Origin of the sequence: Ottowia caeni (assembly GCF_050821495.1) — a bacterium.
Lineage (GTDB): Bacteria > Pseudomonadota > Gammaproteobacteria > Burkholderiales > Burkholderiaceae_C > Ottowia > Ottowia caeni.
Genome location: NZ_CP151080.1, coordinates 3,641,914 through 3,668,644, shown reverse-complemented (window position 1 = coordinate 3,668,644; position 26,731 = coordinate 3,641,914). Strand labels below are relative to the sequence as shown.

The 26,731-nt window shown below is 61.0% G+C and carries 25 protein-coding genes; 4 read left to right on the top strand and 21 right to left on the bottom strand.

Features of this window, described 5'->3' with window-relative positions; translation table 11 throughout:
• Nucleotide 1 precedes the first annotated feature (1 nt).
• The 9 genes from sufC to AAAK34_RS17270 all read right to left on the bottom strand — a co-directional run bounded on the left by sufC (nucleotide 2) and on the right by AAAK34_RS17270 (nucleotide 10,855).
• Complete coding sequence (sufC, locus tag AAAK34_RS17310) at nucleotides 2-802, bottom strand: Fe-S cluster assembly ATPase SufC (RefSeq protein ID WP_231697930.1); 801 nt, start codon at nucleotides 800-802, stop codon at nucleotides 2-4.
• Between the two features lie 279 nt (nucleotides 803-1,081).
• Entirely contained in the window at nucleotides 1,082-2,566 is a 1,485-nt protein-coding gene (gene sufB, locus AAAK34_RS17305) for a Fe-S cluster assembly protein SufB (RefSeq protein ID WP_231697908.1), read from the bottom strand.
• Nucleotides 2,567-2,853: 287 nt separating this feature from the next.
• Nucleotides 2,854-3,801, bottom strand: a complete 948-nt coding sequence (locus AAAK34_RS17300) for a tripartite tricarboxylate transporter substrate binding protein (protein WP_231697907.1) — start codon at nucleotides 3,799-3,801, stop codon at nucleotides 2,854-2,856.
• 263 nt (nucleotides 3,802-4,064) lie between these two features.
• Nucleotides 4,065-4,823: an SDR family oxidoreductase gene (locus tag AAAK34_RS17295; RefSeq protein WP_231697906.1), complete on the bottom strand. Its 759-nt coding sequence runs from the start codon at nucleotides 4,821-4,823 to the stop codon at nucleotides 4,065-4,067.
• Nucleotides 4,824-4,837: 14 nt separating this feature from the next.
• A complete protein-coding gene (locus AAAK34_RS17290) occupies nucleotides 4,838-5,794 on the bottom strand; it encodes an acyl-CoA dehydrogenase family protein (RefSeq protein ID WP_231697905.1) in 957 nt (318 codons plus the stop codon).
• A gap of 66 nt (nucleotides 5,795-5,860) precedes the next feature.
• Nucleotides 5,861-7,057 (bottom strand): acyl-CoA dehydrogenase family protein, encoded by a 1,197-nt coding sequence (locus AAAK34_RS17285; protein ID WP_431777508.1) that lies wholly within the window; start codon nucleotides 7,055-7,057, stop codon nucleotides 5,861-5,863.
• Between the two features lie 23 nt (nucleotides 7,058-7,080).
• Nucleotides 7,081-9,234, bottom strand: coding sequence for an acetate--CoA ligase family protein (locus AAAK34_RS17280; protein ID WP_231697903.1), 2,154 nt, complete (start codon nucleotides 9,232-9,234; stop codon nucleotides 7,081-7,083).
• A 4-nt stretch (nucleotides 9,235-9,238) separates the two neighbouring features.
• A complete protein-coding gene (locus AAAK34_RS17275; RefSeq protein WP_231697902.1) occupies nucleotides 9,239-10,009 on the bottom strand; it encodes an enoyl-CoA hydratase/isomerase family protein in 771 nt (256 codons plus the stop codon).
• A 42-nt stretch (nucleotides 10,010-10,051) separates the two neighbouring features.
• Nucleotides 10,052-10,855, bottom strand: a complete 804-nt coding sequence (locus tag AAAK34_RS17270; protein WP_231697901.1) for an alpha/beta fold hydrolase — start codon at nucleotides 10,853-10,855, stop codon at nucleotides 10,052-10,054.
• Nucleotides 10,856-11,076: 221 nt separating this feature from the next.
• Between AAAK34_RS17270 and AAAK34_RS17265 the strand changes: the two genes are divergently transcribed.
• Complete coding sequence (locus tag AAAK34_RS17265; protein WP_231697900.1) at nucleotides 11,077-12,015, top strand: LysR substrate-binding domain-containing protein; 939 nt, start codon at nucleotides 11,077-11,079, stop codon at nucleotides 12,013-12,015.
• Between the two features lie 82 nt (nucleotides 12,016-12,097).
• Here the strand turns inward: AAAK34_RS17265 and AAAK34_RS17260 are convergent, their stop codons facing one another.
• The 10 genes from AAAK34_RS17260 to gspG form a co-directional block, all read right to left on the bottom strand.
• The gene (locus AAAK34_RS17260; protein ID WP_231697899.1) at nucleotides 12,098-13,498 is read right to left on the bottom strand and encodes an ATPase, T2SS/T4P/T4SS family; all 1,401 of its coding nucleotides are present in this window, start codon (nucleotides 13,496-13,498) and stop codon (nucleotides 12,098-12,100) included.
• A gap of 87 nt (nucleotides 13,499-13,585) precedes the next feature.
• Nucleotides 13,586-15,907 (bottom strand): type II secretion system secretin GspD, encoded by a 2,322-nt coding sequence (gene gspD, locus AAAK34_RS17255; protein WP_431777507.1) that lies wholly within the window; start codon nucleotides 15,905-15,907, stop codon nucleotides 13,586-13,588.
• Nucleotides 15,908-15,914: 7 nt separating this feature from the next.
• Nucleotides 15,915-16,721 carry a type II secretion system protein N gene (gspN, locus tag AAAK34_RS17250; protein WP_231697897.1) on the bottom strand — a complete coding sequence of 269 codons (807 nt, stop codon included), beginning with the start codon at nucleotides 16,719-16,721 and terminating at the stop codon, nucleotides 15,915-15,917.
• Complete coding sequence (gspM, locus tag AAAK34_RS17245; protein ID WP_231697896.1) at nucleotides 16,718-17,251, bottom strand: type II secretion system protein GspM; 534 nt, start codon at nucleotides 17,249-17,251, stop codon at nucleotides 16,718-16,720. Before gspM ends, gspN begins: the two co-directional genes overlap by 4 nt.
• On the bottom strand, nucleotides 17,248-18,513 hold the full coding sequence (gene gspL / locus AAAK34_RS17240) for a type II secretion system protein GspL (protein WP_431777506.1): 1,266 nt from the start codon (nucleotides 18,511-18,513) through the stop codon (nucleotides 17,248-17,250). Before gspL ends, gspM begins: the two co-directional genes overlap by 4 nt.
• Before the next feature lie 30 nt (nucleotides 18,514-18,543).
• Nucleotides 18,544-19,557 (bottom strand): type II secretion system minor pseudopilin GspK, encoded by a 1,014-nt coding sequence (gspK, locus tag AAAK34_RS17235; RefSeq protein WP_231697894.1) that lies wholly within the window; start codon nucleotides 19,555-19,557, stop codon nucleotides 18,544-18,546.
• A gap of 76 nt (nucleotides 19,558-19,633) precedes the next feature.
• Nucleotides 19,634-20,281: a PulJ/GspJ family protein gene (locus tag AAAK34_RS17230; RefSeq protein ID WP_431777505.1), complete on the bottom strand. Its 648-nt coding sequence runs from the start codon at nucleotides 20,279-20,281 to the stop codon at nucleotides 19,634-19,636.
• Nucleotides 20,281-20,658 (bottom strand): type II secretion system minor pseudopilin GspI, encoded by a 378-nt coding sequence (gspI, locus tag AAAK34_RS17225; protein WP_231697892.1) that lies wholly within the window; start codon nucleotides 20,656-20,658, stop codon nucleotides 20,281-20,283. Before gspI ends, AAAK34_RS17230 begins: the two co-directional genes overlap by 1 nt.
• A complete protein-coding gene (locus tag AAAK34_RS17220) occupies nucleotides 20,655-21,149 on the bottom strand; it encodes a pilus assembly FimT family protein (protein ID WP_431777504.1) in 495 nt (164 codons plus the stop codon). Before AAAK34_RS17220 ends, gspI begins: the two co-directional genes overlap by 4 nt.
• Nucleotides 21,124-21,567 carry a type II secretion system major pseudopilin GspG gene (gspG, locus tag AAAK34_RS17215; RefSeq protein ID WP_231697890.1) on the bottom strand — a complete coding sequence of 148 codons (444 nt, stop codon included), beginning with the start codon at nucleotides 21,565-21,567 and terminating at the stop codon, nucleotides 21,124-21,126. Before gspG ends, AAAK34_RS17220 begins: the two co-directional genes overlap by 26 nt.
• Before the next feature lie 76 nt (nucleotides 21,568-21,643).
• On the opposite strand from gspG, the gene AAAK34_RS17210 reads away from it, so the two are divergent.
• Nucleotides 21,644-22,174, top strand: coding sequence for a type II secretion system protein N (locus AAAK34_RS17210; RefSeq protein ID WP_231697889.1), 531 nt, complete (start codon nucleotides 21,644-21,646; stop codon nucleotides 22,172-22,174).
• 44 nt (nucleotides 22,175-22,218) lie between these two features.
• Here the strand turns inward: AAAK34_RS17210 and ilvA are convergent, their stop codons facing one another.
• The gene (ilvA, locus tag AAAK34_RS17205; RefSeq protein WP_231697888.1) at nucleotides 22,219-23,796 is read right to left on the bottom strand and encodes a threonine ammonia-lyase, biosynthetic; all 1,578 of its coding nucleotides are present in this window, start codon (nucleotides 23,794-23,796) and stop codon (nucleotides 22,219-22,221) included.
• A 341-nt stretch (nucleotides 23,797-24,137) separates the two neighbouring features.
• On the opposite strand from ilvA, the gene AAAK34_RS17200 reads away from it, so the two are divergent.
• Nucleotides 24,138-24,590 carry an OsmC family protein gene (locus AAAK34_RS17200; RefSeq protein ID WP_231697887.1) on the top strand — a complete coding sequence of 151 codons (453 nt, stop codon included), beginning with the start codon at nucleotides 24,138-24,140 and terminating at the stop codon, nucleotides 24,588-24,590.
• A gap of 48 nt (nucleotides 24,591-24,638) precedes the next feature.
• Here AAAK34_RS17200 and coq7 read toward each other — a convergent pair whose 3' ends face one another.
• The gene (gene coq7, locus AAAK34_RS17195; RefSeq protein ID WP_231697886.1) at nucleotides 24,639-25,274 is read right to left on the bottom strand and encodes a 2-polyprenyl-3-methyl-6-methoxy-1,4-benzoquinone monooxygenase; all 636 of its coding nucleotides are present in this window, start codon (nucleotides 25,272-25,274) and stop codon (nucleotides 24,639-24,641) included.
• Nucleotides 25,275-25,497: 223 nt separating this feature from the next.
• Here coq7 and AAAK34_RS17190 point away from each other — a divergent pair, with 223 nt between their 5' ends.
• Nucleotides 25,498-26,436, top strand: a complete 939-nt coding sequence (locus tag AAAK34_RS17190; protein ID WP_231697885.1) for a porin — start codon at nucleotides 25,498-25,500, stop codon at nucleotides 26,434-26,436.
• The last annotated feature ends 295 nt before the right edge of the window (nucleotides 26,437-26,731 follow it).

Sequence of the window (26,731 nt, the reverse complement as noted above, 5' to 3'; positions counted from 1 at the left end):
CTCATGTCTCCACAGTGCGTTTTGCCGAAAAAGACTTGGATTGCGCGGCGACCGCAGGGGAAAAACCGGTGCGGGCTATCTGGCGTGCCAGTTCTGCGTTGCCCCGCTGGGAGATGCACCCCTGATCCAGGCGTAACACAGTGTCGGGCTGCAACTGCTCAATGAGCTGCAGATAGTGCGAAATCACAATGAAGCCGGTGCCTTGTGCGCGCAGGTTCTGCACCTGGGCCACCAGGGCACGGACGCCGTCGACATCCATTCCGGAGTCAATTTCGTCGAGTATTGCCAGACGCGGTTGTAGTAACGCCAATTGCATCAGTTCGTTGCGCTTGCGCTCGCCTCCGGAGAAACCTTCGTTGACGGGGCGCCCCAGAATCGACTCGGGCAAGCCCAGCCTCTCGGCTGTGGCCCGGGCGTCTGCCAGGAAATCGAAGGCGTCTTGCGGCAGTTGCCCGTTAGCCTGACGCTGAGCGTTGAGCGCCGTGCGGATGAACAAGTTGTTCTTCACGCCTGGTACATCGGGTGGCGCCTGGAACGAAACAAAAAGTCCCAGGCGAGCTCGCTCGTGAGCGGGTAGGCTTAATAAATCGGTGCGACCAAGAAGTGCTTGTCCGGACCTGACACGATAGGCGGGGTGCCCGGCCAGCGCCATACCCAGCGTGCTTTTGCCGCTGCCGTTGGCGCCCATCAGTACGACGACGGCGCCCGCGGGGACATCCAGGTGGACTGAGCGAAGCACTGTTCGCTCGCCCACGTCAACACGCAGATCGCGCACCTCCAGGAGCCTGTCGGGCTTGGAAATCGCCGGCTGCAAATGAGCCGCAGCGGTCCATTTTTCACAGTCTTCTTGACCCATGGCTTGGCTATGGGCCGGCGAATCCTGCAAAAGCTGTCCTAGCTGGGACCCATTTTTGCTTTCGGCTCTCCAAGTCTGACCGGCTCCTGGCAGGGTGGTTGGGGATGTCATGACACACTCCTTTGATAAATTTGCTAACACCGCGCGCTTGATCGGAGTTCAGCTGAGCCTGCTTCAGGCGTCATGCCGGCTTTCAGTTGTTTCAGCCTGGAAACGGTTCCAAGTTCAACCTACGGCGCCTTCCAGGGACACCGCCAGCAGCGCCTTCGCTTCCAAGGCAAACTCCATGGGCAGCTCTTCCAGCACGGCCTGACAGAAGCCCCCCACGATGAGGGCGGTGGCTTCCTGCGGATCGATGCCGCGTTGCTGGCAGTAAAACAGGCGCTCTTCCGAGATGCGCGTGGTGGTGGCTTCGTGCTCGACCACTGCATCGCCCCGCGCACTGTCGATGTAGGGGTAGGTGTGCGCGCGGCAATCAGGCCCGATGAGCAGGGAGTCGCACTGCGTGTGGTTGCGTGCCTGCGCCGCACCGCCGTTGATGCGTACCAGCCCGCGGTAGCTTTGGTGCGCACGCCCTGCGCTGATGCCCTTGGAGACGATGCGGCTTTTGGTTCGCTCGCCCAGGTGGATCATCTTGGTGCCGGTGTCGGCTTGTTGGAAGTGATTGGAGACGGCGATGGAGTGGAACTCGCCGCTGGAATCGTCGCCTCTCAGCACCACGCTGGGGTACTTCCAGGTAATGGCCGAGCCGGTCTCGATCTGTGTCCAGGCGATACGCGAGCGCTTGCCTGCTGCCAGGCCGCGTTTGGTGACAAAGTTGTAGATGCCTCCACGTCCTTTTGCATCTCCGGGATACCAGTTCTGCACTGTGGAGTATTTGATGAAGGCGTCGTCGTGCGCCACCAGTTCGACCACGGCAGCATGCAGCTGGTGCTCGTCGCGCTGCGGCGCGGTGCAACCCTCCAGATAGCTGACTTCGCTACCCGCTTCGGCAATGATGAGCGTGCGCTCGAACTGCCCGGTGTTGCGCGCGTTGATGCGAAAGTACGACGACAACTCCATCGGGCACTTCACGCCTTCCGGTATGTAGACGAAAGAGCCGTCCGAGAACACCGCTGAGTTGAGAGCAGCGTAGAAATTGTCTCCAGGTGGCACCACGCTTCCCAGGTAGCGCTCAATTAACTCCGGGTGATGCTCAACCGCATGCGAGAAGGAGCAGAACACGACGCCGACGTCGGCCAACTGTTCACGAAAGGTGGTGCCTACGGAGACCGAGTCGAACACCGCATCCACTGCCACCCCTGCCAGACGCGCGCGCTCATGCAGCGGAACATTGAGTTTTTCGTAGGTCTCCAGCAGCTTGGGATCGACTTCAGCAAGACTTTTGGGGCCATCCTTGAGAGACTTGGGCGCCGAGTAATACGACAGAGCCTGAAAATCCAAGGGGGCCATGCGCAGGTGCGCCCATTCGGGTAATGGCATGCTGCGCCAACGCTCCAGCGCGGCAAGGCGCCACTTCAGCAAAAAAGCAGGTTCACGTTTCTTCCGCGAAATGGCCCGGATGGTGTCTTCGTTTAAACCCGGTGGCAATGTATCCGATTCAATGTCGGTGCTGAAACCGTGTTTGTACGGCGAGGTCAGTGCCTGCTCCAGGGTTGTCGCGCTTGCAAGTCCTGAGGGTGAATGGTGACTCAATGTGGGGTTTGCCATGCCATGGCTCCATCGCTGCTATAAGAGACATTTTATGTATATCTTTAAGCGATGAAGAAGTTGCATGCTGTTCTGCCCACAGTGAATTCATGGTTATTGGGGATTTTCTTGGTGCAAGAGGCCAACAGGTCAGTTGGGTGGCACCGCGGTTTCGCGTGGGCGGCTGGGCCTAATTTGTTGGAGGAGCTACGAAGCTTGTTACTCCTCCTAAGTCAGGAACCCCGTGTCAGCCCTTAAGGGGCAAATTGCCGGGGTCTGATCTGACGGGCTCAGTGCCCGCCAAGGGATCACATTTTGATGTTGTAAGTGTCGATCATGTTGCGCATGACGGAAAAGCCGTTGTCGATCAGCTTGGAGAACTCAGTGGCGCTGGCGGGGTAACCCTTGATGCCATACTGATTGACTAGGAAGTCGTTGTATTCCTTGCTGGACGCCACTTTGTGCACGGCCGCTTCCAGCTTGGCCTTGACATCTTTCGGCAGGCCTTTGGGCGCAGCGATGCCGATGATGCCCCTGATGCCAATGTCATAGCCCTGTTCCTTGATGGTCGGGGTGTTGGGGAACCAGGGCAGGCGGAAGTCGCTGGCCGATGAAATGAACTTGAGCTTGCCTGCCCGCACGAGCTCCGCGTATTCTGATGGGCCTTGCAGCGCGACATCCACCTGTTTACTCATCACGGCGTTGATGGACTCCGCAGATGATTTGTAGGTCACTTGGTCGAACTGCCCGCCGGTCAGCTTTTGTAGCTGTAGGAACGGGAAGTTGTTGGGGGCTCCGGTCACACCGTAGAACACACCCTTCGATGTTTTTGACTGGGCGACGAGATCTTTGATGCTGTTAATCGGCGAATCGGGGTAGGTCACGATGCCATAGCTGAACTCAGCGACCCCGCCGAGCAGATCAAAATCGTCCTTCTTGTAGGGCACTTTCATCAGTTGTGATGTGAAAGTGACCGCACTGTAAGAGTAGAAGCCGATCGTGTAGCCATCGGGCTTGGCTCTTGAGAGATTGCCTAGTTGCAAAGTTCCGGAGGCGCCAGGCTGGTTGAGAACCACGACGGGCTGCTTTAGCTCGTCTTCAAGCAGCTTGGCAAACTTGCGGGAAATACCGTCCGTCGAGCCACCCGGCCCATAAGGTACGGAAAGATTGACTGTCCGCTCCGGAAATCCTTGAGCCTGTACGGCGAAGGCTGCGAGCACGCAGGAAGAACCAATAAGCAGTTTCTTGATGTTCATACAGAACTCTTAATAATCAAGGAAGAACAAAGGGCCACCCAGACTTTGAAAGTGGCCCGGCTAAGAAGAACGAATTGAATTCAGTTCACGTAAAAATTCCCTGAGCCGAGCACTGGGGTATGCCTTCTCCGCCACTCGGCACGGGCGTCGAGTGTGGCTCAGGGGCTTTGCGGTGAACGCCGAGGACGGACCTGCGCCGGCCTCTGGCGTTGTCCCCCTCCCGAAGAGTGAGGGGGAAGGCGCGTAAGCGCCTCAGGGGGTACTCAGATATTCGTCAGTGTGACACCGCCATCCACCGTCAAGGCCTGCGCTGTCATGAAGCCAGAATCGTCGCTCGCCAGGAAGCAGATGCAGCGGGCAATGTCTTCGACCGTGCCGAGCCGACCGAGCGGCGTGCGTGCGATCCGGTTGGCATCGCGCTCTGCATTGCGGTTGCGCTGCGTCCCCTCGGTGGGTACGGCAGAGGGGCACACGGCATTCACGCGGATCTTGCGTTCACCCAGTTCTGCCGCAGCGGCGCGGGTGATGCCGAGAATCCCGGACTTGATGCCGGAATACACCACGGAATTGGGCGCGGAACGAAGGGCGGCGACGGACGCCACATTCACGATGGATCCACCTCGCTCGGGGTCCATAACGGCGACGGCTTCCTGGAGGCTCCAGATCACGGACTTGAATCCAATGTCCAGCATGCGGTCCAGGGTTTCCGGCATGATGTCCGGGATGGCCTGGTAGCGCACCCACGCTGCGTTATTGACCAGAATGTCAAAGCGCTTGCCATGCTCGTGCGCCCGGCGAATGGCCTCACGTATGCCTTCACGGCTGGCAACGTTCATGGGGATGCCGAAAGCCTGGCCGCCCTTTGACTGGATTGCTTCGACCACGGGTGTGACGAACTCTTCCTTGATGTCGTTCACGCAGACGATTGCGCCGCGAGCCGCCAGTTGAAAGGCGGTTTCACGTCCGATGCCGGCGCCAGCGCCAGTGATAAGGGCTACGCGCCCGAGCAGATCTTGATGCATTTGGGTTCCTTGTGTCATACAGACTGAATGAATTCCCGGCCGACTTCGCTGGCAAGTTCGCCTGAACCAAAAGCAGCGTCGAGTTTGCGAATCTCACGCAGGGAGTAGTGCAGGGGCAGCTCCCATGTGAAACCCATGCCGCCATGCAACTGAATGGCTTTTTCCAGCACGAACGCTGAACTAGACAGCGCATTGACCAGCACAGGTTGCGCGTCGCGCACGGCGTCGTACTCGTCGTTCTGCAGCAGGCGAAGAATTCCCGCATTGGAGGTTTCTTGCACGAGGCGCATGCGCGCCAGGTTGTGGCGAACGGCCTGCTTGGCCGACAGGGGGCGGCCAAATTGCACGCGGGTGGACATATAGCTGGCCGTCGCGCTGAGGGCGCTTTCTGCGGCACCATTGACCAAGCTGGCGATCAAGATTTGTAGATCGCGCTTCAACGCCGAGAACGTGTCAGCGTCTATCTCGGCCAGAATTTTGGCGCCTTCGAGTGACAGCCAGGTCTGCGGAAACTCGGGGTCCAGCGCGCCGTCAGGCGTGACCGTGACCGAAGCCAGATCCAGCAGCACTGCTCCACCGCCGTTGCCTGACACGAGCACCCAGTCGCTCAGTGTGGCGTGTCGGGCGTGGCCTGCGAACTGCTCTGCCAGGTTGCCTTGCAATGCCCAGGTTGCCACGCGTGCGCCGCTGCAAAGCTCGGCCGCCAGTGGGGACGAACCCAGTGCCTTGGCCACCAGAATGGTTTCCAGCAGGGGCCACTGCAAACGTTGCCTTCCCGCTTCCGCCACGATGGGCAGCGCGAACTCGATCCCCAATGCCAGCCCGCCAGCCTCTTCGGAGGCGCATACGCCGCACAAGCCGGCGTCGGCCAGGACTTGCGCAGCGCTTCTGAAGTCGCCCGATTGCGCGGCGGCGATCACATCCGTCGCGGCTTCGGCGAACTCTTCCGGTTTAAGGTCAATATCTGTCATATCCGTTACTCATCCAGGTGAGGGGCGCTGTCTATAGCGCAAGAATCACGAGAGTCGAAAGGCGCTTCATTTCGGCAAGTCCATGATGCGCTGGGAAATGATGTCCAGCTGCACCTCGCTTGCGCCGGCGTAGATCGTTTCAGCACGTGCATAAAAATAGGCGGTGGTGAACGCCTTGCGGGCGCGCTGAGCCAATGCACTGGAGCGGGGAGTCACGTGCGAGACCAGGGAAAGCGCGAGGCTCTCGAAAGCCTGGTGGCACTCAGACCAATGCAGCTTGATCAAGGAGCCGCGTGCACCCACTTGCTCGCCATCCATCATCTGGTTCACGGTGCGCTCGACCAGGCCCTTGAGCACGCTGATCTCGCCCACCACTTCGCCGATGCGGCGCTGGTAGTGGCCGTCATTCAGCAGCTTGGATAGCTCAGGGTCTGACTTGCAGGCGGCAATCAGCTGGCGCAGCTCGCACTCAAAACGCCAGGCGCGATACATGCGGTTGGTGGCCCGTTCGATGGAAAGCACGCGAATGGCGGCGTTCCAGCCTTCGTCAGGGGCGCCAAGACGTGCGCTGTCGGGCACGACCACGTTGTCGAAGAAGACTTCAGCAAACGATTCCTTGCCGTCAATCGATTTGATCGGAACTACGCGGATGCCAGGGGTGTCCATGGGCACGGCGAACATCAGAAGTCCGCGGTGCTTGTCTTCCACCGTTCCGGTGCGCGTGAGCAGCAGGCAGTAGTGAGCCTTGGCGGCGCCGCTGGTCCAGATTTTCTGGCCGTTGATTCGCCATGAGTCGCCTTCCTGCACAGCTTTGGTGCGCAGTCGAGCGAGGTCGGAGCCGGCGTCAGGCTCGGAGAAGCCTTGGCACCAGTAGTCCTTCATGGCCAGTATGCGCGGAAGGAATTGCTGCTTTTGCTCCTCGGTGCCGACAGTCTGGATGATCGGGCCCGCGAGTTCCTTGCCGATGGAGCTGACGCTCTCGGGCATGGCCAGCGCGCCAATTTCCTTGTTGACGACCAGGTGCTCGCGAAGTGTCAGGCCCAGTCCGCCGTAGGCTTTGGGCCATGTCATGCCGGCCAGGCCAGCTTCATAGATGGATGCTTCCCAGTCGCGGCACTCGTCCAGCGTCGGGGTGCGGTATTCAAGGCTGTCGGCACGCATGTGCTGGGGCAGATTCTCGCCTAGCCATTGGCGCGCATAAGCGCGATAGGCTGACGGGCCTGCTGCAGCGGCTGCCAGAGCCGGATGTTGTTCCTGTTGCATGTGAGAGGTCGGATAGGAGGAGTTCAATGCCCGGAGTTGCGACCGGAGTGAGTTCGCGACGTGGGTACCATCAGGGCGTCCAGGACCAGGACGCCTTCGCCTTGGGGCTTGACCAGAATCGGGTTCAGGTCGATCTCGGCCACGCTGTCTGCATGGCGGCACGCAAACTCAGAGAGCCGGGCGACCGTGCGAGCTGCTGCTGCCAAGTCGCTCTTGGCCTGGCCACGCGCGCCATCGAGCAGGGGGAACATCTTCAGGCTGCGGATCATGCCAAGTGCTTCTTCTTCCGAGACGGGGGCAATCTGCAGAGCCACGTCCTTGAGGATCTCCGCGTAGATGCCGCCCAGGCCTACCATGACCACTGGGCCGAACACGGGATCTCGCGAAACGCCTGCGATCAGCTCCACGCCGCCGCGCACCATGGGGGCCACCAACACACCATCGAGGCGTGCGTTGGGTGCATGCTTGGCAGCGTTGTGCATGAGGCGGTCGTAAGCCTCACGCACGGCATCGTCGTCTTGAAGGTTCAGCGCCACGCCGCCGATTTCGGTTTTGTGGGGAATGTCCTCCGAGACAATCTTGAGAACCACGGGGTAGCCCGCAGCGTGCGCACCGAGCACGGCATCTTCCGCCGAGGTCACCAGTTCTTCCCGTGGCACGCTGATGCCGGCCGCTGCCAATGCCTTCTTGGCATTGAATTCGTTGCGGAATACGGCAGCATCCACCTCGTCTACCGGGCCTTGATAGGTCGGTGCGGCGGGCAGAGAAGCTAGTCGGCCCATCTTGACCAGGCCTGACAGGCCGTCGGCAGCTGCCGGAATGCTCGGGAAGACTGGAATGCCCAGGGCGTTGAGTTCGGCCACCGCGTCTTGAGGCCCCTTGCTGATGACGACCAGCAGCCTGTCTGGATGACTGGCGCGGATCTTGGAGAGGGCGTCAAGGTACACGCCACGCAGGCGGGGGTTGAAAAGCGACAGCGCCAGCATCAGCACCAGGGTGCTGCCGCTCGCGTCGTTTTGCAGCGCGGTCAGCATTTTCAGCAGAATGTCGGGTCGTGCCGACATTTGGGCTGAGGCATCCACGGGGTTGTTGGTGCCGGCGGTGGGCACGGCCTCGCGAATGGCTGCTTTGGTCGAATCGGTCAGCTGCGGCAGGGTCATGCCTGCTTGCGCCATGGCGTCGGCCATCATGATGCCGAAACCGCCTGATGCAGCTACCAGGGTAACTGCATTGGTCTGGGGCAGGCGGTCCGCGCCCAGCAGTACAGCGGCGTGGCCGATGTCGAGCAATTCTTCGAACGAGTGCACGCGCAGCACGCCGTAGCGGTTGAAGACAGCGTCGAATACGGCATCCGAGCCCATCAAGGCGCCGGTATGGGAGACCGCTGCTGCTTGTCCTTGCTCGGTGGCGCCGATTTTCAGCACGATCACCGGTTTGCGCTGCTGGCGCGCCATGTCCAGGGCCGCGGTCAGGCGTTCGGCGTTACGGCACGTTTCCATGCAGCAAAGAATGATGTGCGTCTCCGCATCTTGGACTAACGCCGCAATGCCGTCCGCTACGTCGACATCTGCTTCGTTGCCAGTGGCGATGAAGCGGCTCACCCCGAGGCCGCGGTCAGCCATGTTCCGCATCGTGAAGCTGCCGATGTTCCCCGATTGCGAAACGATGCCCACATGTCCAGCGGGAGGGAAACTCTGCTCAAGTGCGATGGAGAACGAGCCAATGAGCTTCTCGGGAACGCTCACCGAACCCAGGCAGTTGGGCCCGAGCAGCCGCATTCCGTGGCTGTGGGCGATGCTCACGATCTCTGCCTGGACTGCTGCACCTTCAGGCCCTGCTTCGGCAAAACCTGTCGAGAGGATGATTGCACCGCGCACGCCGCGGCTGCCGCAATCGCGTATCGCCTGCACAGTGGCCTGCATGGGCACTGCGAGAATGGCCAGCTCTGGTGCCGAAGGGGTGTCGAGGATGCTGGCGTACGCCTGTAGACCCTGGATGACTCCGCCCTTTGGGTTGATGGGGTAAATATCTCCCGCATACCCATACTTGAGCATCAGCTGGATCGGGCGTCCACCGATCTTGGTGATGTCGTCCGACGCGCCAACCACTGCCACGCTCCTGGCTTTGAAGAAGGCGTCCAGTCCGCTGCCGGGAATTGCTTGTGCCTGATCGCTCATGGGATCAACGTCCTTTGAAAACGGGGGCGCGCTTTTCCAGGAAGGCGGTGCGGGCTTCCCGGGCGTCTTCGGTCTTGGACAGAGCTACAGTGAACTCCTGCTCGAAACGATACGCGTCGCGCTGTGGCATCACGTCGACCATGTTGGCCGAGCGCTTGGCATAAATAGTGGCCAGAGGTGCCTTGGACGCGATCTCGCGAGCCAGGGCCATCGTCACGGGCAGCAGGTCTTTTTCAGACACCACGTCTTCGATCACATTGCGCTTGAGCAACTCTTGTGCGGTCAGGCGTTGGCCGGTGAAGAACATGCGGCGCAATGTGGAGCGGCCGAACAGGGTTTTCAGCATGGAAGCGCCACCAGCCAGTCCGACGTTGATTTCGGGCATGCCCACTGTGGCGTTCTCGGAGGCGTAGAGGATGTCGCATGCCGCGGCCAGACCCAGTCCTGCGCCAAGAGCGACGCCGTTGATGGCAGCAATCACGGGCTTGGAGCATTCGCGGATGGCGTTGCCCGTTTCGCGTGTGATTCGGTTGTGGTCCAGGAAGTCGCCAGGGGTGGTGCTGTCTGGGCGATCCTTCAGGTCAGCGCCAGCGCAGAACACGTTTCCGGAGCCAGTCAGTACGGCGCAGCGGATGTCTTCGCGATCGGCGATGGCGTCGAAGGTGGCCACGATCTGGCGGCGCATTTCGCGGTTCAGCGCGTTGACGGGTTTGCGGTCCAGCGTGACAAGGCCGACGCCATCCGAAACTTCCAGACGCACAAATTGTTCGCTCATGATTGACTCCGTTGTATTGAACTATTGAAGTTGAAGGTTGCGTCAAATCGGTTTGACACGTTGCTGGAGGGAAAAAAATTCTTCTAGTGCTTCGGCAACCGCGGCGGGCGATTGAACGTGCATGAAATGTCCCGTGTCCAATGCGAGGAATTGGGCATTCGGGATTTTTGCGGCGACCCCTTGGGATGCCTGAACAGGACGCAGTGCGTCCAGTTTCGCGCCGATCACCAGCACAGGACACTCGACCGCCTTTAGTGAAGGCCGGATGTCCAGTTCGGCCAGCATCCGGTAGTAAAGCGCGAAGCTTGCTGGGTCATTGGCAATCCAGCGGGCGCGAAACTCCTGGAAAACCTGCGGGTCGTCGATGTGTTCCGCGGGGTAGCTCATGCCGAGATGTGCATCCACCATGGAGCGCAGGCCGTCTCGCTCCATCCGATCGGCCACGTCCATGAGCGTAAGTCTGCGTGCTGTGGCCACTTCGGTGACGGGGCTCATCGCGACGACAGAGGACACTTTGGCCGCATGGCGGCTCGCGCACATGAGCGCAACCGCGGCACCAATGGCCGACCCGGCGAGGTCTACAGGTTCGCGGACATCCAGTTCATCCAGCAGCAGCGCCAGATCATCGGCAAGCTCTTCAATGTAGGGTACGTCCCTGAGCTTTTCCGAGATACCTGCGCCCCGCATGTCATATCTTAAAATGGGCCGTTGCGCATGCAGGTGGCCCAGCATGCGATCCCAGCTGTTGAGCGTGCCGCCCATCTCGTGCACCAGCACCAGCGGCCGCCCGGTGCCGACGCGCCACTCATATCGCGTGATCGAACCCGCCAGGTCAATCCAGCGCATACTCGGCAACCACGATGGGTTTTGCAGAGGTTCTCTAGCTTGGCTGTCAGAATTGCGCATGAATTCAGAATGCCGAGCGTGCGTACGCGATAGGTTGGGTAAACGTCTGCATTCCGTGTCTTGGTGTCTCGTCTGGATGAAGGGCAGTCTAAAGAGACTGCTCCGGTAAATCCATAATCGCGATTCACTATCGGTTATTCGATCCTTCTATAGTTGCGGACATGGACTTTAGCCAACTGAAGCATTTCGTGTGTATCGCTCAGCTGGGAGGCTTCAGCAAGGCCGAGCAGGCACTTGATATCTCGCAGCCGTCCTTGAGCCGGCAGATGCGCCTGCTCGAAGAGGATCTGAACACCAAGCTATTTCTGCGCACTGGTCGTGGCGTGGCGTTGACGCCTGCGGGTGAAAGCTTTCTGCCGCACGCCAAGGCCATTCTTGAGGCGGTGGAGCGAGGCCGCCAAGCCATGAGCAGCGGGAGCACCGATCTGACCGGGAAGATTTCCGTCGGCTTCGCGCATCGTCTTTCCAGAGTGCTGACGCCCCTGCTGGTTCAGGCATTTCGGGAGCGATTTCCGAATGCCTCGATTTCCATTGTGGAGGGCAAGACGCACGCGCTAGTCTCCGCGCTCAGCCTGGGTCATGTCGAAGTGGCCGTGTTGTTCAATCTCGAGGCCCCCGACAACCTGATCGTCGAGCCACTCACTGAAGAGCACTATGTGCTCGTTGGGCTGCGCACAAATGAGTTCTCGTTGCCGGAATCCATACCCTTTGAAGATCTTGCCAAATACCCTCTGATTCTTCCGCCGATGGCCAACTCGATTCGCGCCAACCTCGAGTTGACCAGAAGACGAATCAATATCGAATTCAACGTGGTGGCTGAAGTGGATACCAGGCTGGCCGTGGTTGACCTGATGCGATTAGGCATGGGCTTCAGCGTGGTGGGCCATGGCGAAGCCAAGTTGCTCAGGCAGGGCGGAGAATTCACGAGCGCTCGTATCGAAGGGTTGGGAGCGCGAAGTGTGACCTACCTTGCGCGATCCCGGCGCTTCACGCCCAGTCAACTCGGCATCGGTGTTGCCAACTTGATACGTGAACTCGACCTTGCCACCCTGATCGGCGCTGACCCCATTCAACCCATGACTGGGCATGAACAGGGGTAGTAGTTCTTACCGCGAACAGGCAGGGGTCAATGAGGGTGTCGCAAAGGTTCTTCTGAGCAAAAAATACTTTTGCGACACGCCCTCAATCCCGCGTCACGCGCAAAACTTCTTCCTTGCTCGTGATTCCCCGGGCTACCAGCCGGTCCCCGTCGTCGCGCATCAGCTGCATGCCATTGGCCAGCGCGGTGGCTCGAATCACTGCCTCTGCGGCTTGGTTGTGGATCTGTGCGCGAATCTGGTCTTCCACCACCAGTAGCTCGAACACGCCCGTGCGGCCCGCGTAGCCTGTCTGTCCGCAGGCTTCGCATCCGGCGCCGTGGCAGGCCACACAATACTTGCGTACCAGGCGTTGCGCGAGAACGCCGAGCAAGGAGGAGGAGAGCAGGAACGGTTCTACGCCCATGTCTGTCAGGCGCGTGATGGCGCTGGCAGCATCATTGGTGTGCAGCGTGGCCAGCACCAAGTGTCCCGTGAGCGAAGCCTGAATGGCGATTTGCGCGGTCTCGAAGTCGCGAATCTCACCAATCATCACAATGTCAGGATCCTGTCGCAAGATGGCGCGCAATGCGCGGGCAAAATCAAGCTGGATCTTCGGGTTGACCTGGGTCTGGCCTACTCCGGGCAGGTCGTATTCAATCGGGTCTTCCACCGTCATGATGTTGTTGCGCGTGGCATCCAGCCGGGCCAACGAGGCATACAAGGTGGTGGTTTTGCCGCTGCCGGTCGGGCCCGTCACCAGAATGATGCCGTGAGGCTGCGCGATCAGGCGCTCAAACCTCTGCAGCACATCGCCCAGCATGCCCACCGACTCCAGGGTCAGTTTGCTTTCCGATTTGTCGAGCAACCGCAGCACCGCGCGCTCGCCGTGCGCATTGGGAATGGTGGACACGCGGACGTCGATTGCACGCGTGCCCAGCCGCAAGCTGATGCGTCCGTCTTGCGGGAGGCGCTTCTCGGCGATGTCCAGGTCAGCCATGATCTTGAGGCGTGAGATCAGGGCCGCATGGAGCGCGCGATTGGGGCGCACGACTTCGCGCAAGGCTCCATCCACTCGAAAGCGCACCGCGCTGTGACGTTCGTAGGCTTCGATGTGAATGTCACTGGCGCCATCGCGTGCAGCTTGCGTGAGCAACGCGTTCAGCATTCGGATGATGGGGGCATCGTCAGCGGATTCGAGCAGATCCTCGACCGCAGGCAACTCCTGCATGATTCGCGAAAGATCGGCGTCGGATTCGACCTCGCTTACCACGGCGGCAGCGCTAGATTCGTTGTCGGAATACGCCGTGCTGATGCGTTGCGCCAGCGTGTGTGGGTCCGCCAGTTGCAGAGTGAGGGGAAGCTCAGCGTTGGAAAAGCGCCGCATCACCTCGCTCAGGGCGGCGGCATTCGGGCTGCCGTTGTGCCACAGGGTCAGGCTCTGGCCGTCTTCTTCCAGCAGCAGGCCTGAAGAGCGGGCGAAGGCATAGGGCAGGGGGTAACGCATGCGCCTTGGCTCAATTCCAGTAGCGTTCTTCGGGTTCGGGCACGTTGCCCTCAATGTAATGGTTCTCGCCGCTGGCTGGCTGCGGGATCATCGGAGGGGAGGAGCCGGGCGCGACCATGCATTCGGGTTGACCGGAACCACGGCGGGCATGACAGGCGCCTGATTGGCGTGATTCACCACACTGGGCGGAGGCTGGTTGCCCTCCTGGGCCCGGCGCATATAGTCGTAGCGATCGAGGGAGTAGTTTTCGGTGGCCGACGCGTCGCGCACAATTACAGGGCGCAGGAACACCATGAGGTTGGTCTTGACCAGTGAGCGGCTCTGGGATTTGAAGAGTTCGCCCAGCACCGGGACGTCCCCCAGCAAGGGAACTTTGTCCTCGTTGCGGTAAAACTTGTCTTCCAGCAGGCCGCCCAGCACCACCACCGAGCCGTCATTGACCAGCACGCTGGACTCGATGGCGCGTTTGTTGGTGGTCGGGCCTTTGTCATTGCTGCTGGTGCTCGCGACCACGTCCGACACCTCCTGATAGATCACCATTTTGATGGTGCCGTCTTCGCTGATCTGGGGTCGTACCCTCAGTGTGATACCCACGTCCTTGCGCTCAAAGGTCTGGAACGGGTTCACCGATGTGTTGCTGCTGCCGCTTCCGGTGTTGGTGTAGCTGCCGGTCACGAAGGGGACGTTCTGACCTACGATGATCTTGGCTTCTTCATTGTCGAGAGTCAGCAGTGTCGGCGTAGACAACACGTTGCCGGCGCCACTGGACTGCAGCAAGTTGGCCAGAATACCCAGCCTGTTCGAGCCGAGCATCACGTTGAGGCCTGCATTAGGGGCGACCGAGGGCTTCCAGTCCCGAGTGTTGCGGTAGTTATAGAACTGCGCAGCGAAATCAAATATGTTGGTGCCAGCCCGTCCGCCACCTGCGCTGGGTGTGCGGTAGTTGGTGCCTATCAGGCCAACGCCGCCAACCAACCCCTGCCACTGAATGCCCAGTTCGGCGGTTTTGTCGGCACGCACCTCGGCGATCAGACTTTCAACAAACACCTGCGCGCGGCGTTGATCCAGTTTGTCGATGACGGCTCGCAACTCGCGGTATACCGGCTCGGGCGCGCTGATGATGAGCGAATTGGTGGCTGGGTCGGCCTGAATCTGCCCGCCGGTGGAAGGCTGGTTGCTGGCCTGTGCATTGATGCTGGGGCCACTGGCCAGACCGCTGCTGTTACTGCCGCCGCCGGTGCCCGAGGCGCTGCTCGGGGTGCTGCCGCTCAAGGCGGTGTTCATGGCCGCACTGCTGGAGGCGATGGTGCCGGACGAACCGCTCGCGCCCCCGGTGGTGTTTTGCCCCGGTAGCGCTGCCAGCGCGGCTCGCAGGGTCACGGCAAGTTTCGTGGCGTCGGCATTTTTCAGGTACACCACGTGGATATTTCCGCTGGAGCCGTCGGCGCGGGTGGCCGGGGGTTGATCAAGTTGCTCGATCAGTGCCTTGGCCAGGGCCAGTCGCGCGGGGTTTCCCGCCCTGATCACAATGGCATTGCTGCGCGGTTCCGGGATCAGCGTGGTCCTGTAGCCACCCTCCGCTCCGCTCGCACCGGCAGATGCCAGAGCCGCAGCTTGATTCGGTTGCCCCGGCAGGGTGGGGCTGGTTGCCGTACCGCCAACGCTGCCGCCCGATTCGACCAGCCGCGCTACCAGCGGTGCAAGGTCAGAGGCCACCGCGTGCTTTAGTCGCACCACCTCCACGCCCGTGGCCTGGGAGATATCCAGCGCGGCGATGATTCGCGCCAGCCGCTGGAGGTTGTCGCCATAGTCGGTGATCACCAGTGAATTGGTGCCGGGGTTCACGTTGATGGTGTTGTTGGGGCTGATCAACGGACGGAGCACCGGCACCAGATTGTTCGCATTCTCGTGGGTCAGACGAAATATCTGCGTCTGGATCTGCCCGCCCCCCGAGGGGCTACTGCCCGCAGATACGCTGCCGCCCTGCAGCTTGGCTTCCGCTTCGGGCACCACCAGGTAGATGCCGTTGTTTTCGATCAGGGCGAAGCCCTGGGTTCGCAACTGGGTCTGGAACAGGCGCAGAGCCTGAGAGGCACTGACCGGGACGGTGGACGTCAGCGTCATGGTGCCCTTGACCCGCGGATCCACCACCACGTTGCGGCCGCTGATGGTGGCCATGGTTCGAGCTACGGCGTCGATCTCGGCGTTGGCAAAATCCAGGGTGACGCTGTCGCCTCTCGCTGGCCGCCCACCTTCTTGGGTGGGCGTGGGCTGTGCGTAAGAAATGCCACTGGCGGATAAGTAGCTGGCGCACGCGGCCACGACGAGCGTGGCGATCCGGTGTGTCGGCCAGCTTTGCCGGACAAAGGGGCTGGGCGTGACCCGGCGGCTGGGGCTGAAGGCACTCATGCAGTCGTTAACCTAGCGAAATAATGGCCTTGTCGCCCTGACGGCGACCAAGGATGTTGAGCAGATTGGCCAGTTGCGCCTCCATGCCTGCGGCTGCACTGGCTTCACCCGTGAACCGAAGACGCGAACCCACCCATTGCCCTTGTCCGCTGAGGCGCAACGCGCCTTCCACGGTGGTGAGATCAAGCAAGGGGGTGTCGCCACCAGCGAGTTTTATGCGGTAGGTTCCCATGGGTTGCAGGGTGGACAGCCGCGACGACATGTGACGCGCCGTGATCTCGACGCCGCCCTCCATCGTGGTCCGTCCAGCGAGCCATTCTACTGAAAGCCCCTGCGTAGACATCGTGAGTTCTCCTTGCGGCTGAACTGTGTTCCACGGCGTACCCAGACCCGTGAGAACGCTGGCGGGCCACTGTGTGCGGCTGTCGGCGATTTTCAGCCGTACCCCTCCCCAGCGCGGTGCTACCTGCAGATCGAGTGGCGTGCCGGGGGTGCAGCAATCGGCTGTGACTCTGGCGCGTGCGCCCAGTCCGGAAGGCCCCAGGCGCCAATGCACGCGACCGGGCAGTGCCGTGCTGCCCTGGCTGCCTTCGCCACCGGCGAGTACCAGACGGGCGGAGCCTGACCACATGCTGCCTTGCGAATCCTGAAGCTGCACCATGCCTGCGGTACCTCGCGCCACAGCACTGGCCAGCCACCGCGCTGGCGCCGCAGCCAGAAGCACGATCAGCAGCCCGAGCAGGGCTCCGGAAAGCGCCCAGCCCCATGGGGGGCGCTTATGTGAGGAAATAGATAATCCCGTAACCCGCTTCATGGGTTCGGAAGACTCAATGAGATGGTGCCGTTCCAGCGCGCGGGTGTGCCGGGCGCCGCGCCTGGGGCTCGTGTCAGACGCATCTCCACCGGTATGGCGCGTGCATTGGCACGGGCTTCCGCCAGGCATTCTGCCAATGCGCTGGCGGGAACATCTTTCAATACGACGTTGGCCCGGTCTCCTACGATGTTCAGCTGGCCGCCTGCACCCAGACGTTGCCTGACAGCAGATTCCAGGGCGCGGAGCGCATCTTCGCGGCCCAACTTGGGTAGAGCCTTGAGTGATTCTGCTTCGGCCTGCAGGCGTTGCATTTGCTGGGCTTGCACTTCCAGTGCCTGCCGTTGCTCGCCCGCCATACGCAGGGTGCGGACGGCGGGAGCCAGTGCCACCGACCAAAGCAAGGCCAGCACCACAACCACTGTGGCAGCCCCTACGAGCCAGCGCTCCCGGGCATCCAGGCGTGCCCATTGGGCATCAAGCATGCGGCTTACCTGGAGGGCGGGCGATGAAGATTCTGGGCGGGCACTCATGGCGCGGTTTCCTGCCGCAGAACCACGGCGTCGGTTTCGGTCTGTAGCTGGTAGCCCAGCGGACGCAGTCGCTGATTGGCTTCTGACAGCGCACTGGCGGCCATTTTGACTCCCCGCATGCGCAGCTCGCCCGAAGAAAATTCGATGGCCGAGGGCGAGGTTCCGTCTGGAGCCACGAGGGCAAAAGCGCTCAAAATAGGTTCCAGGTCGCGAGTCGATGGTGCCCCGGTGGCTTGGCGCAGAGCTGCGACTTCTCGGGACATTTGCACGGGTGCGTTGACAACCACTTTGACTTGCGGAAACGTCTGCTGGAGTGCAGCATTGATCCGGGCGCGCCGCGCCGCCAGATCGGCGCGCGTTTCCCCGGCCCACCAGTTCAGGCCAGCCACTTGTGCCAGCAACAGCAGGGCCAAGCCCCAGCGTGCGGGCCGCCATGCGGGCGCGTGCATCAGGTCGCGCCAAAACGCGCTGGCGCGCTTGGCAGCTCGGGCCCGTCCGCCACGCGAAAATTCAAACTGAGCCAAATCCCAGCTTGAGCGGCTGGCCTCCAGCAAGCTGGCGGCAGTTTGCTGAATGAGGGGTTGTCGCCCGAGGAATTGCTCGGCCAGTGCCGCTACAGCAGGTTCTGCAAACAGTTCAGTGGTGTCGGTGGCATCTTGCTGGTTGTTGTCTGCGGGGCCAGGCAACAATGACAGGGTCCCTGGTCCGAGCGGCAATACCTGAACGCCACCCGGAACGGCACCACCCGTGGCCAGAATCTGGGCTCTTTCGGGCACTCCGGTGACATGCACATGCAGCGGCCCCATTCGCGGGCTGCGTTCTGGCACGATCCGGTTCACGAACCGGCCGGCAGCCTCAAGGGTCTGCATGTGTGCGGTAATCCAGGCCCGATCGCACACGGCTACCCAGGCAGTGCTGCCACCGCTGGCGCCGGCTTCGAGCGCAAAGTGCAGGTGTTCGGCATCGTCCAGCAGTTGTTCTTCAAGCAGGCCGCTCAAAGTGGCGCGAAGGCGAGGGGACCCCGCGCTTATGCCTTTGGGTAGTTGAACGCGCTGCCATGAGAGCATCGCCGCCGGTGCCACTGCCACCACCTCCACGCCTCGGCCCGCAGGAGGCAGGAGTGCAGGCGCCGCGCTACCGTGAGTGGCCACATCCTGTCCATCGCGCGAAGTGGCGAATTCATAACTGCCGGCAGGGCCGGGGGCAGGGCGATCAGAAGCATGCTCATAGGATCCGACGATTCTAGACCGCCAAGTTTTCAATTGATCCAGACTCGGCGTAAGCGTTTAGATTTAGGGCGTCGGGGTGGTCAGGGCGGTGCGCTGACGCCACAAGGTGAGCACAAGTCGTCGCGGCGCGGTGTTGATACGCTGCACGACGGAGGTTTCCTGGAGCGCCAAGTCGTCCAGCCGAAGTCTGCCCCGGATCTCGAAAAAATTGGTGGTCACGCTGATCCAGTCGCTGGTGAGAGGCGTGGCGTCGCTCCTCTGCACGGTTTGCAGGGCTTTCGCTGTGCTGGTGAAGTAGGCTCTGTCGCGCTCGCTCACGATGCGCTCGGCACCCGCCAGATCGAGACCCGGCACGGCCGCGTAGATCACTTGAGCAGTGGCCGTATTGACGTTGACGGGCGTGGGGGAATTGTTTAGCAGCGGCAGCAGCGTGGCATAGGGACGCAATGCCTGCAAAGTGGCGGGTGTCACGCCCAGCCAGGTCAACTGTTCGAACCGCTGAGGCATCAGGGGTGCGTCGACTCTTTCCTGCTTGTTCGCGTTGCGCATGGCCGCTTGAGCGCTGACCAGGTTACGCTGGAGCGATTCCAGCTCAGCTTCAGGCAGGTTCAGCAGCACGAAAAGGCGACGGAATCGGTCAATGGGCTGCTTGCCGTTGCCTTGTTCGCCGGATTGTTCTGTCCCCAGCAACAGGTTCATCACGTTCAAGCGTGATTGCAGGTCGGTGACTTGCCCCGACAGGAAGGCCTCTCGCTCCACCTCGGTGCTGTTTTCTCCGCCAGCCAGAAAGGTCGACAGACGCGCTTCTTCCAGGGGCACTGCCCATGGTTCTCCAAGATGATCGACGCTTGAATTGCGCGCATCGCCCGCCAGGATCAAGCGCCCCCAGTCCAGCGCGCCGTTCAGAATCCAGGTTGACTGAAGGCGCGCTCGTTCGGCCGACTCCACTTCCACGCCACGCCATTGACGCCATAGCGCCGCCGCAGCCAGCGTGGCCACCAGCGCTACCGTGATCATGGCGGTCAGCAGGGCCGCGCCCCGCGCATGTTGAGACGGCCGTGGGAGCGAGCGCCTCATTGGATGCTCCCGAAATCGGGTCGTACCCAGTCAACTTCCAGGGCCCCCGCCATGGCCTGTCCTTGCGCCAGAGTGATCATGAGTCGAATGCCGTCCGGCCTCGTGCTGGTGGCGTTAGCGCCTTCCGATCCGCTGGAGAGCGGGTTCGTCCAGGCGTTGTTTCTAAAATAGTACAACTGCCAATCGACCGCAGCCACGATGGCTGTCTCCTGCGCTCCTCCTGCGGGTGCTCCTTCCAGCGATGAGGCCTCCCCCCAGCGAGCCGCCGCATTCCAGGCGGCCTCCCATGCTTGCGTCGTCTGGAGGGGGGCGACTGCCAGCGAAGCCACTGGCCAGTGCTTGCGCGGCGTGTCCATGCGACCACTCGAACACCAGCGGCCGCGTCCTCTGCCGTCAGGCGAGTGATGCGAAGCGTGTTGCCATCCCATGTCAAACTTCGGTTGACTTCCTGAGGAACGGGGGAGCTGTTGGAGGAGGGGTTGGTTGTGTTGACTGCCTGCTGCCAGACCATCATGGCGTCCAGGTCGGCCCGCCATTGGCCCAGCCCGGCCTGCAGAGCCAGCACATCATCGGTGTATTGGCGAGTGGCTTCCTGGGCGCGCGCCATGCCGTCAATGCCGCGCCAAGTCATCAGCGCCATCAGCGCCATGATCGACAGGGCCACCAGCACTTCTATCAGCGTGAAGCCCAAGTGATGGCCAGACCTTGAGATGTTGGCTTGCATCAGTTTCGTCCGATCACGGTCGAAAGCCGCAAGATGGAAACCCCCGCATCGCTCACGGAGGCGTCAACCCGACGAAAATTGGGGTTCGGCGTGGGGCGGATTCTCATGTGCACCTCCAACGCCAGATTGGCTTGCACGCACTCAAGCGTGCTGTCGCCCACGCCTGGTAGCTGGCGTGCCAGCCTTAGCGCGGTGAGCTGGTTTTCAGCGCAGATCTGTGCCAGCAGCGCATGGCCCTGGCGCTCGGAATTGCTAGTGAGTGCTGCAGTGGCTTTCAGGCCGGCCACCAGCGCAATCGCAGTAATGGCCAAGGCTACGAGCACCTCAACGAGTGTGAAACCAAGGAGGCTGTCGGACTTGGAAATGGGCTTGCTCATGGCGTCACCGTCGTAACGGAGAAGGGCCGCAAGCCGTCCGTGGCAATGCTTATCACGGGCTGGCTGGCGCCTGCGCGGCGGATATACACGGCCTGTGCGCCGATCACCGGATCAGGCCCCAGCAGCAGCGGTGCGTTGCCAATGGCAAGTGTCTGCGCATCCAGCCAGCGCGTGGGTAGCGGTGCAGTGCTCGGCGGAAGGCCTTCGAAAATAAAACCTGTTTCCGTGGGGCGCCAACGCACTGGGACACCAGCGGCGCGAGAGCGCGACCGGGCAGCCTCCAGCAGAGCGGCCAGTCTTTCACCATCGCGCGCGAGTGCGTCTGCGGCGCTGTCGCGAATCGCCAGACTGGCTGCGGCGGACCCGATGGCGATGACGGCGATCACCACCATCAGCTCAATCAACGTGAAACCGCGCACCGCAGAGGCGGCGACACCATCGCGCGCCGGGGTGTCCATGGAAGGCTTATTGCCAGCTGCCGATGTCGGCATTCTTGCCGTCGCCACCACTTTGGCCGTCGGCACCGAAGCTCATGACATCGACTTCACCCTGCACGCCGGGGTTGAGGTACTGGTAGGGCCGGCCCCACGGGTCGTTGGGCAGCTTCTCAAGGTAGGGCCTCCAGTTACCAGGCTGAGGCGACGCGGTAGGGCGGGCAATGAGCGCTTGCAGGCCTTGCTCCGCCGTGGGAAAGCGCTGATTGTCGAGCTTGTAGAGTTTCAGCGCCTGCATGATGTTGTGTACATCAGTGCGTGCGGCGGTGGCGCGTGCATCATCGGTGCGGTCGAGCACGTTGGGTACGATCAATGCGGCAAGCACGCCGATGATGACCAGCACAACCATCAGCTCGATCAAGGTAAAACCGGCGGCACGACGCACGCGGGCCAGGAGAGGGCGGGAAAATGTCATGGAGAAGGCAGCACAAAAATGCAAAGCAGATCAATGATAATGGGTCAATCATGACACCACTAGCCGCAACTTGGCGATGAAATCTAACTGGGCTTCCCCTTGGCTGGCTGTGGGCGTGGTCACGCTGGCGATCTGGGCGCTGGCTGTTGGCAGCGCGATCTATTGGGGCATGCAGGCCAGCGGTGCGCGCAGCGGTGCGGTGCCGCCAGCCGCAGGCAGCGCCCGTGCGGTGACCGTCGACACGCAAGCGGTGGCGCGTGCCCTGGGTGCCGTGGTGTCCGGCAATGCGGCACCAACCGCTGCGCCCGACGTGACCAACCGCCTTGCCTTGCGCGGCGTCGTCACACGCGGTGCCCAAGGCGCGGCTCTGATCGCAGTGGGGGACAAGCCTGCCAAGCCGTTTCGCGTGGGAGCCGAGGTCGAAAGCGGGTGGGCAGTCAAATCTGTATCACCGCGCTCGGTCGTGATTTTTAGCGGCACCCGGGAAGTGACTCTGAACATGCCTGCACTTGCAGAGCGGTCACAGTCTGTTGCACCCGCGACGCCGTCTTCCATTACTCCTGTGAGGTCGTTGCCGTCCGCATTGCCCATGGGTTCTGGGGGCTGAGGCATTCCTGCTGAGTGGGCGCGTCAGCGCCTTATGTCAGTGCCTTATTTCAGGAACAGTCGATACGCCGGGTTGGCCGTTTCTTCCACCCACGGGTACCCCAGCTCATTCAGAAAGCGTTGAAACGCCTCGTCATCGCTGTGTGGCACCTGCATGCCCACCAGAATTTGTGCGTAGTCCGCACCCTGGTTGCGGTAATGGAAGAGCGAGATGTTCCAGTTGGGGCGCATGAAGCTCAGGAATTTCATGAGCGAACCCGGCCGCTCGGGGAACACGAAACGCAGCAGGCGCTCATCCTGCGCCAGGCGCGAGTGACCGCCAATCATGTAGCGCACGTGTTCTTTGGCCAGTTCGTCCTGCGTCAGATCCAGGGTGGGGAAGCCTTGGCGCTCAAACGCGGCGGCGATGCGTGGGGATTCACCCTTGCCGTGCGTGGTCAGGCCAACAAATACATGGGCTTCGCCGTCTGTTGCGGCGTCGCTGATACGGTAGTTGAACTCGGTCACGTTGCGCGTGCCCCCAGGCAACTGGCCAATGCCTTCGCAGAAGCGGCGGAAGCTGCCACGTTCCTCGGGAATCGTCACTGCGAACAATGCCTCGCGCTCCTCGCCCACCCCGGCGCGCTCTGCCACATAGCGCAGGCGGTCGAAGTTCATGTTGGCACCGGAAAGAATGGCCGCGTACGTCTCACCCCGGGTCTTGTGCGTAGCCACGTACTGCTTGATGGCGGCCACGGCCATTGCACCGGAAGGCTCCACGATGCTGCGGGTGTCGATGAACACATCCTTGATCGCGGCGCATACGGCGTCGGTATCGACACGGATGAAATCGTCCACCAGTTCCCGTGCAACACGGAACGTTTCTTCTCCAACCAGCTTCACCGCCGTGCCGTCCGAAAACAGGCCGACATCGTCCAGCGCGACCCGCTTGCCGGCTGCCACCGATTGCGCCATGGCATCGGAGTCAGACATTTGCACGCCAATCACCTTGATCTCGGGGCGCACCGCCTTGATGTAGCTCGCTACGCCGCTGATAAGGCCGCCGCCGCCAATGGCGACAAACACCGCATCAAGGGGGCCCTGATGCTGGCGCAGGATTTCCATGGCAATGGTGCCCTGTCCGGCGATCACCAGCGGATCATCAAAAGGATGGACGAAGGTCAGACCTTGCTCGCCCTGTAGCTTGACAGCATGATCGTAGGCGTCCGAGTAGCTCTCGCCGGCCAGCACGACTTCACCGCCCAAAGCCTTGACGGCGTCCACCTTGACCTGCGGCGTGGTCACGGGCATGACGATGACGGCGCGCGACCCCATTCGGTGTGCGGCAAGGGCCATGCCTTGTGCGTGGTTGCCGGCGGAGGCGCAGATAACGCCGTTCTTGAGCTGCTCTGGCGTCAAGTGAGCCATCTTGTTGTAGGCGCCACGCAGCTTGAAGGAAAACACAGGCTGCTGATCTTCTCGCTTCAGGAGAACCTTGTTGTGCAGGCGGCGGCTGAGGGTGCGCGCAGGGTCCAGATTGGACTCAATGGCGACGTCATAAACCCGCGCCGTTAACACTTGCTTGAGATAGTCGGTTGTGGTCAGGCTCGGCGATGGGGCAGCCTGTGAGGTAGGTGATGTCATGACAATCCTTGGATGAGGGCGATCATATGCGCGCCCACCGGTGCTCTTGAGGCTGCTGCAACTGGTCTTGCTGCACAGGATCTCGAAAAGCAAAAAAAGCCCCGAGGCCTTGCGACACCGGGGCTTGAATCCACCGTTTAAGGGGTGGAGGAGACAACCATTGCAGGGAAAACCCTGCTTGCATAAGTCGTAGTGTAGCGAAAAGCTCGCTCTTTGGCGAGTCCTTTGTTGCATTGCAGCACTCGATCGCCAGAAAATGCGCGTTTTTTTAGATTCGAGGCAGTCATGTGTACCAAATCCGCTACGCTACGCAGATCATTCGCACAAAAATCAAGTAGCAAATGGAATGCACAGTAAGTTGGACGGGCGTGGCTGGTACGCGTTCGAGCATGGGTTTCGTCGCGGAAACCGGGTCTGGACACGTATTGGTCATGGATGGCGCACCTGATGCCGCCAAGCCTGAAAACGGAGGTCTGAACCTGGCCCCGCGCCCCATGGAAACCGTGCTGGCCGGCGCTGGAGGTTGTACGGCGTACGACGTGGTGCTCATCTTGCGGCGTGGCCGCCACGATGTGCGCGGCTGTTCCGTCAAGCTCACCAGTGAGCGTGCCGATACCGATCCCAAGGTGTTCACGCGCATTCACATGCACTTTACCGTCACCGGCCGCGGCGTGTCTGCGCAGGCAGTGGAGAGGGCCATCGCCATGAGTCATGACAAATACTGCTCAGCGACCATCATGCTGGGCAAGACCGCCGAGATCACGACCTCATTCGAGCTGGTAGAGGCATCCTGAAGGTTTCTTCCATCTTGTGCCGGTTGCAGTCGGCTGGGGGTTAGCCAGTTATATATAGTGCGCAGTTCCCGTCATCACCTTGGCGGCCAGTCGCATCACCCCGCGCACAGGCGCTGGCAATGGTATTCCTCCTGCGAGCAATGCGGCGTCGGCATGGTGGGACTCGTCTTCCTTCATTTGCGCAACGATCGCCCGTGAAGCTGAGTCCTGGGCGGGCAGTCGATCCATGTGGCTGGCCAAATGAGCCTCCACCTGTCGCTCAGTTTCAACCACAAAGCCTAGGCTCAAGGCGTCTCCTCCGACCTTTCCGGCGATCAGGCCAATACCAAACGCGCCGGCATACCAGAGCGGATTGAGGAGGGATGGGCGATCGCCCAGTTGACGAAGGCGCTCACTGGTCCATGCCAAGTGATCGGTTTCTTCTCGGGCGGCTGCTTCAAGCTGGGAACGCAAAGCGTTGTTTCGCGTGGTCAGCGCCTGAGAAGTGTAGAGCGCTTGCGCACACACCTCACCTACGTGGTTCACACGCATCAGCGCGCCTGAAAGGCGTTGCTCTTCCGGGGTGAGTTCAACGGGCTCCTGCGGGGTAGAGGTAGCCGGATTCGGTCGGGCAGCACGAGGTGTGGCAAAAAGTGTGCGAAGGCCGCTGTCTGCGGCAGAAAGCAGGCGATCAGTGAAATTCATGATGGCAATGGTAAGCCTATGGTGGCTCGTGTTTTGTTGTTATAAGGCGACATTCGAGGGAATATCCTTATTTCCATATGGTGATGTCGTTGATCTGTCACCGTGAATTGGTGCAATAGACCGCAGCTTCCCGATCAAGTGGAGGTTGGCCCGGGCAGCAGTGGCATGGATCCGAATTGCCCCCCGGCGCCCAGTTCGAACGTTCAACCTTGGAGAACCCGCAATGAAAAAATCCCTGCTTGTCTTGGCCGCTTTGGCTGCATCCGGCGCTGCCATGGCTCAATCTTCCGTGACCTTGTATGGGGTGGCAGACGCCGGTATTGGCAAAATTGAGCTGGGTTCGTCCGGTAGATCGCCCGGCAATGATGCATCCAACCAAACCGAGTTCATCAGCGGCAGCAAGATGAACAACGGAGACAGCCGCATCGGTGTGCGCGGCGTTGAGGATCTGGGTGGCGGCCTGAAGATGAGTTTCAACTTTGAATCCGGCCTGGATATGGATAGTGGCGCTTCCACTACCTCCGCATTCTGGGCTCGCCAGGCCAACCTCTCGCTGGGTGGTACCTGGGGTACGTTCAAGATGGGCCGTGCTTCCACGCCTAGCTACAACGGTGTGGCTGCCTGGGAGCTGACTGGCGGGGCCAACTATTCGGTAGTGGCTAATACTTATAACTACGCTGGCTCGGGCTCGCGCAATAACAGTCAGTTCAGCTACAAGACGCCTGGTGGTCTGGGAGGCTTCAGCGCCGAACTAGGGTATGTCACCAAGGCTGACAACGCTGATCGCGCCAAGTGGGATCTGAATCTGATCTATGCCAACGGGCCGATTACTGCCGCCTTCGCAGCCAATAAGCAAAAGGACGAAAAGACCGGTTACTCCCTGGGTGCCAAGTACAACTTCGGATCGTTTGTCCTGGCCGCGTCCTATAACGATGCGCACCAGTTGCGTCGCGGCTTCAGCGTCGGCGGTACGGCCAAGTTTGGCGCCTTTAGCGTAACCGCCGACATCGCACGCGACACCAAGAATGTTTCTGGCAAGAAGTACACCAACTTCCTGCTTGAAGGTAAGTATGCACTGTCCAAGCGTACCTTTGTATATGTGGCGGGCCTGCGTGTGGATAGCACCAACAACTATGGCATTGGCGTCCGTCACAACTTCTGATTCCAACGCCTAGTTGAGTGATTTGGGGCTGGCGTAAAACTTGGTGGATCGCAGATCCTGAAGTTGGTGCGCCAGCCACTCATTGGCAGCTCTCCTCTTGTTACATTTGTTGTAGGTAACCCACGGGCGGCGGGCTCGTGTTGTCTCAATGCAACGAAACGGGCCGGGTAAGCGTGATTCATTGCCGAAGCCTTTGCAAGTTGCTGGCAGGTCTGGTGCAATAGCAACAACTTCCCAAAAGGGGAGGTTGGCCCGGGGAACCGGCGGGAATCGCAGACGGACCCTTCGCACCGGC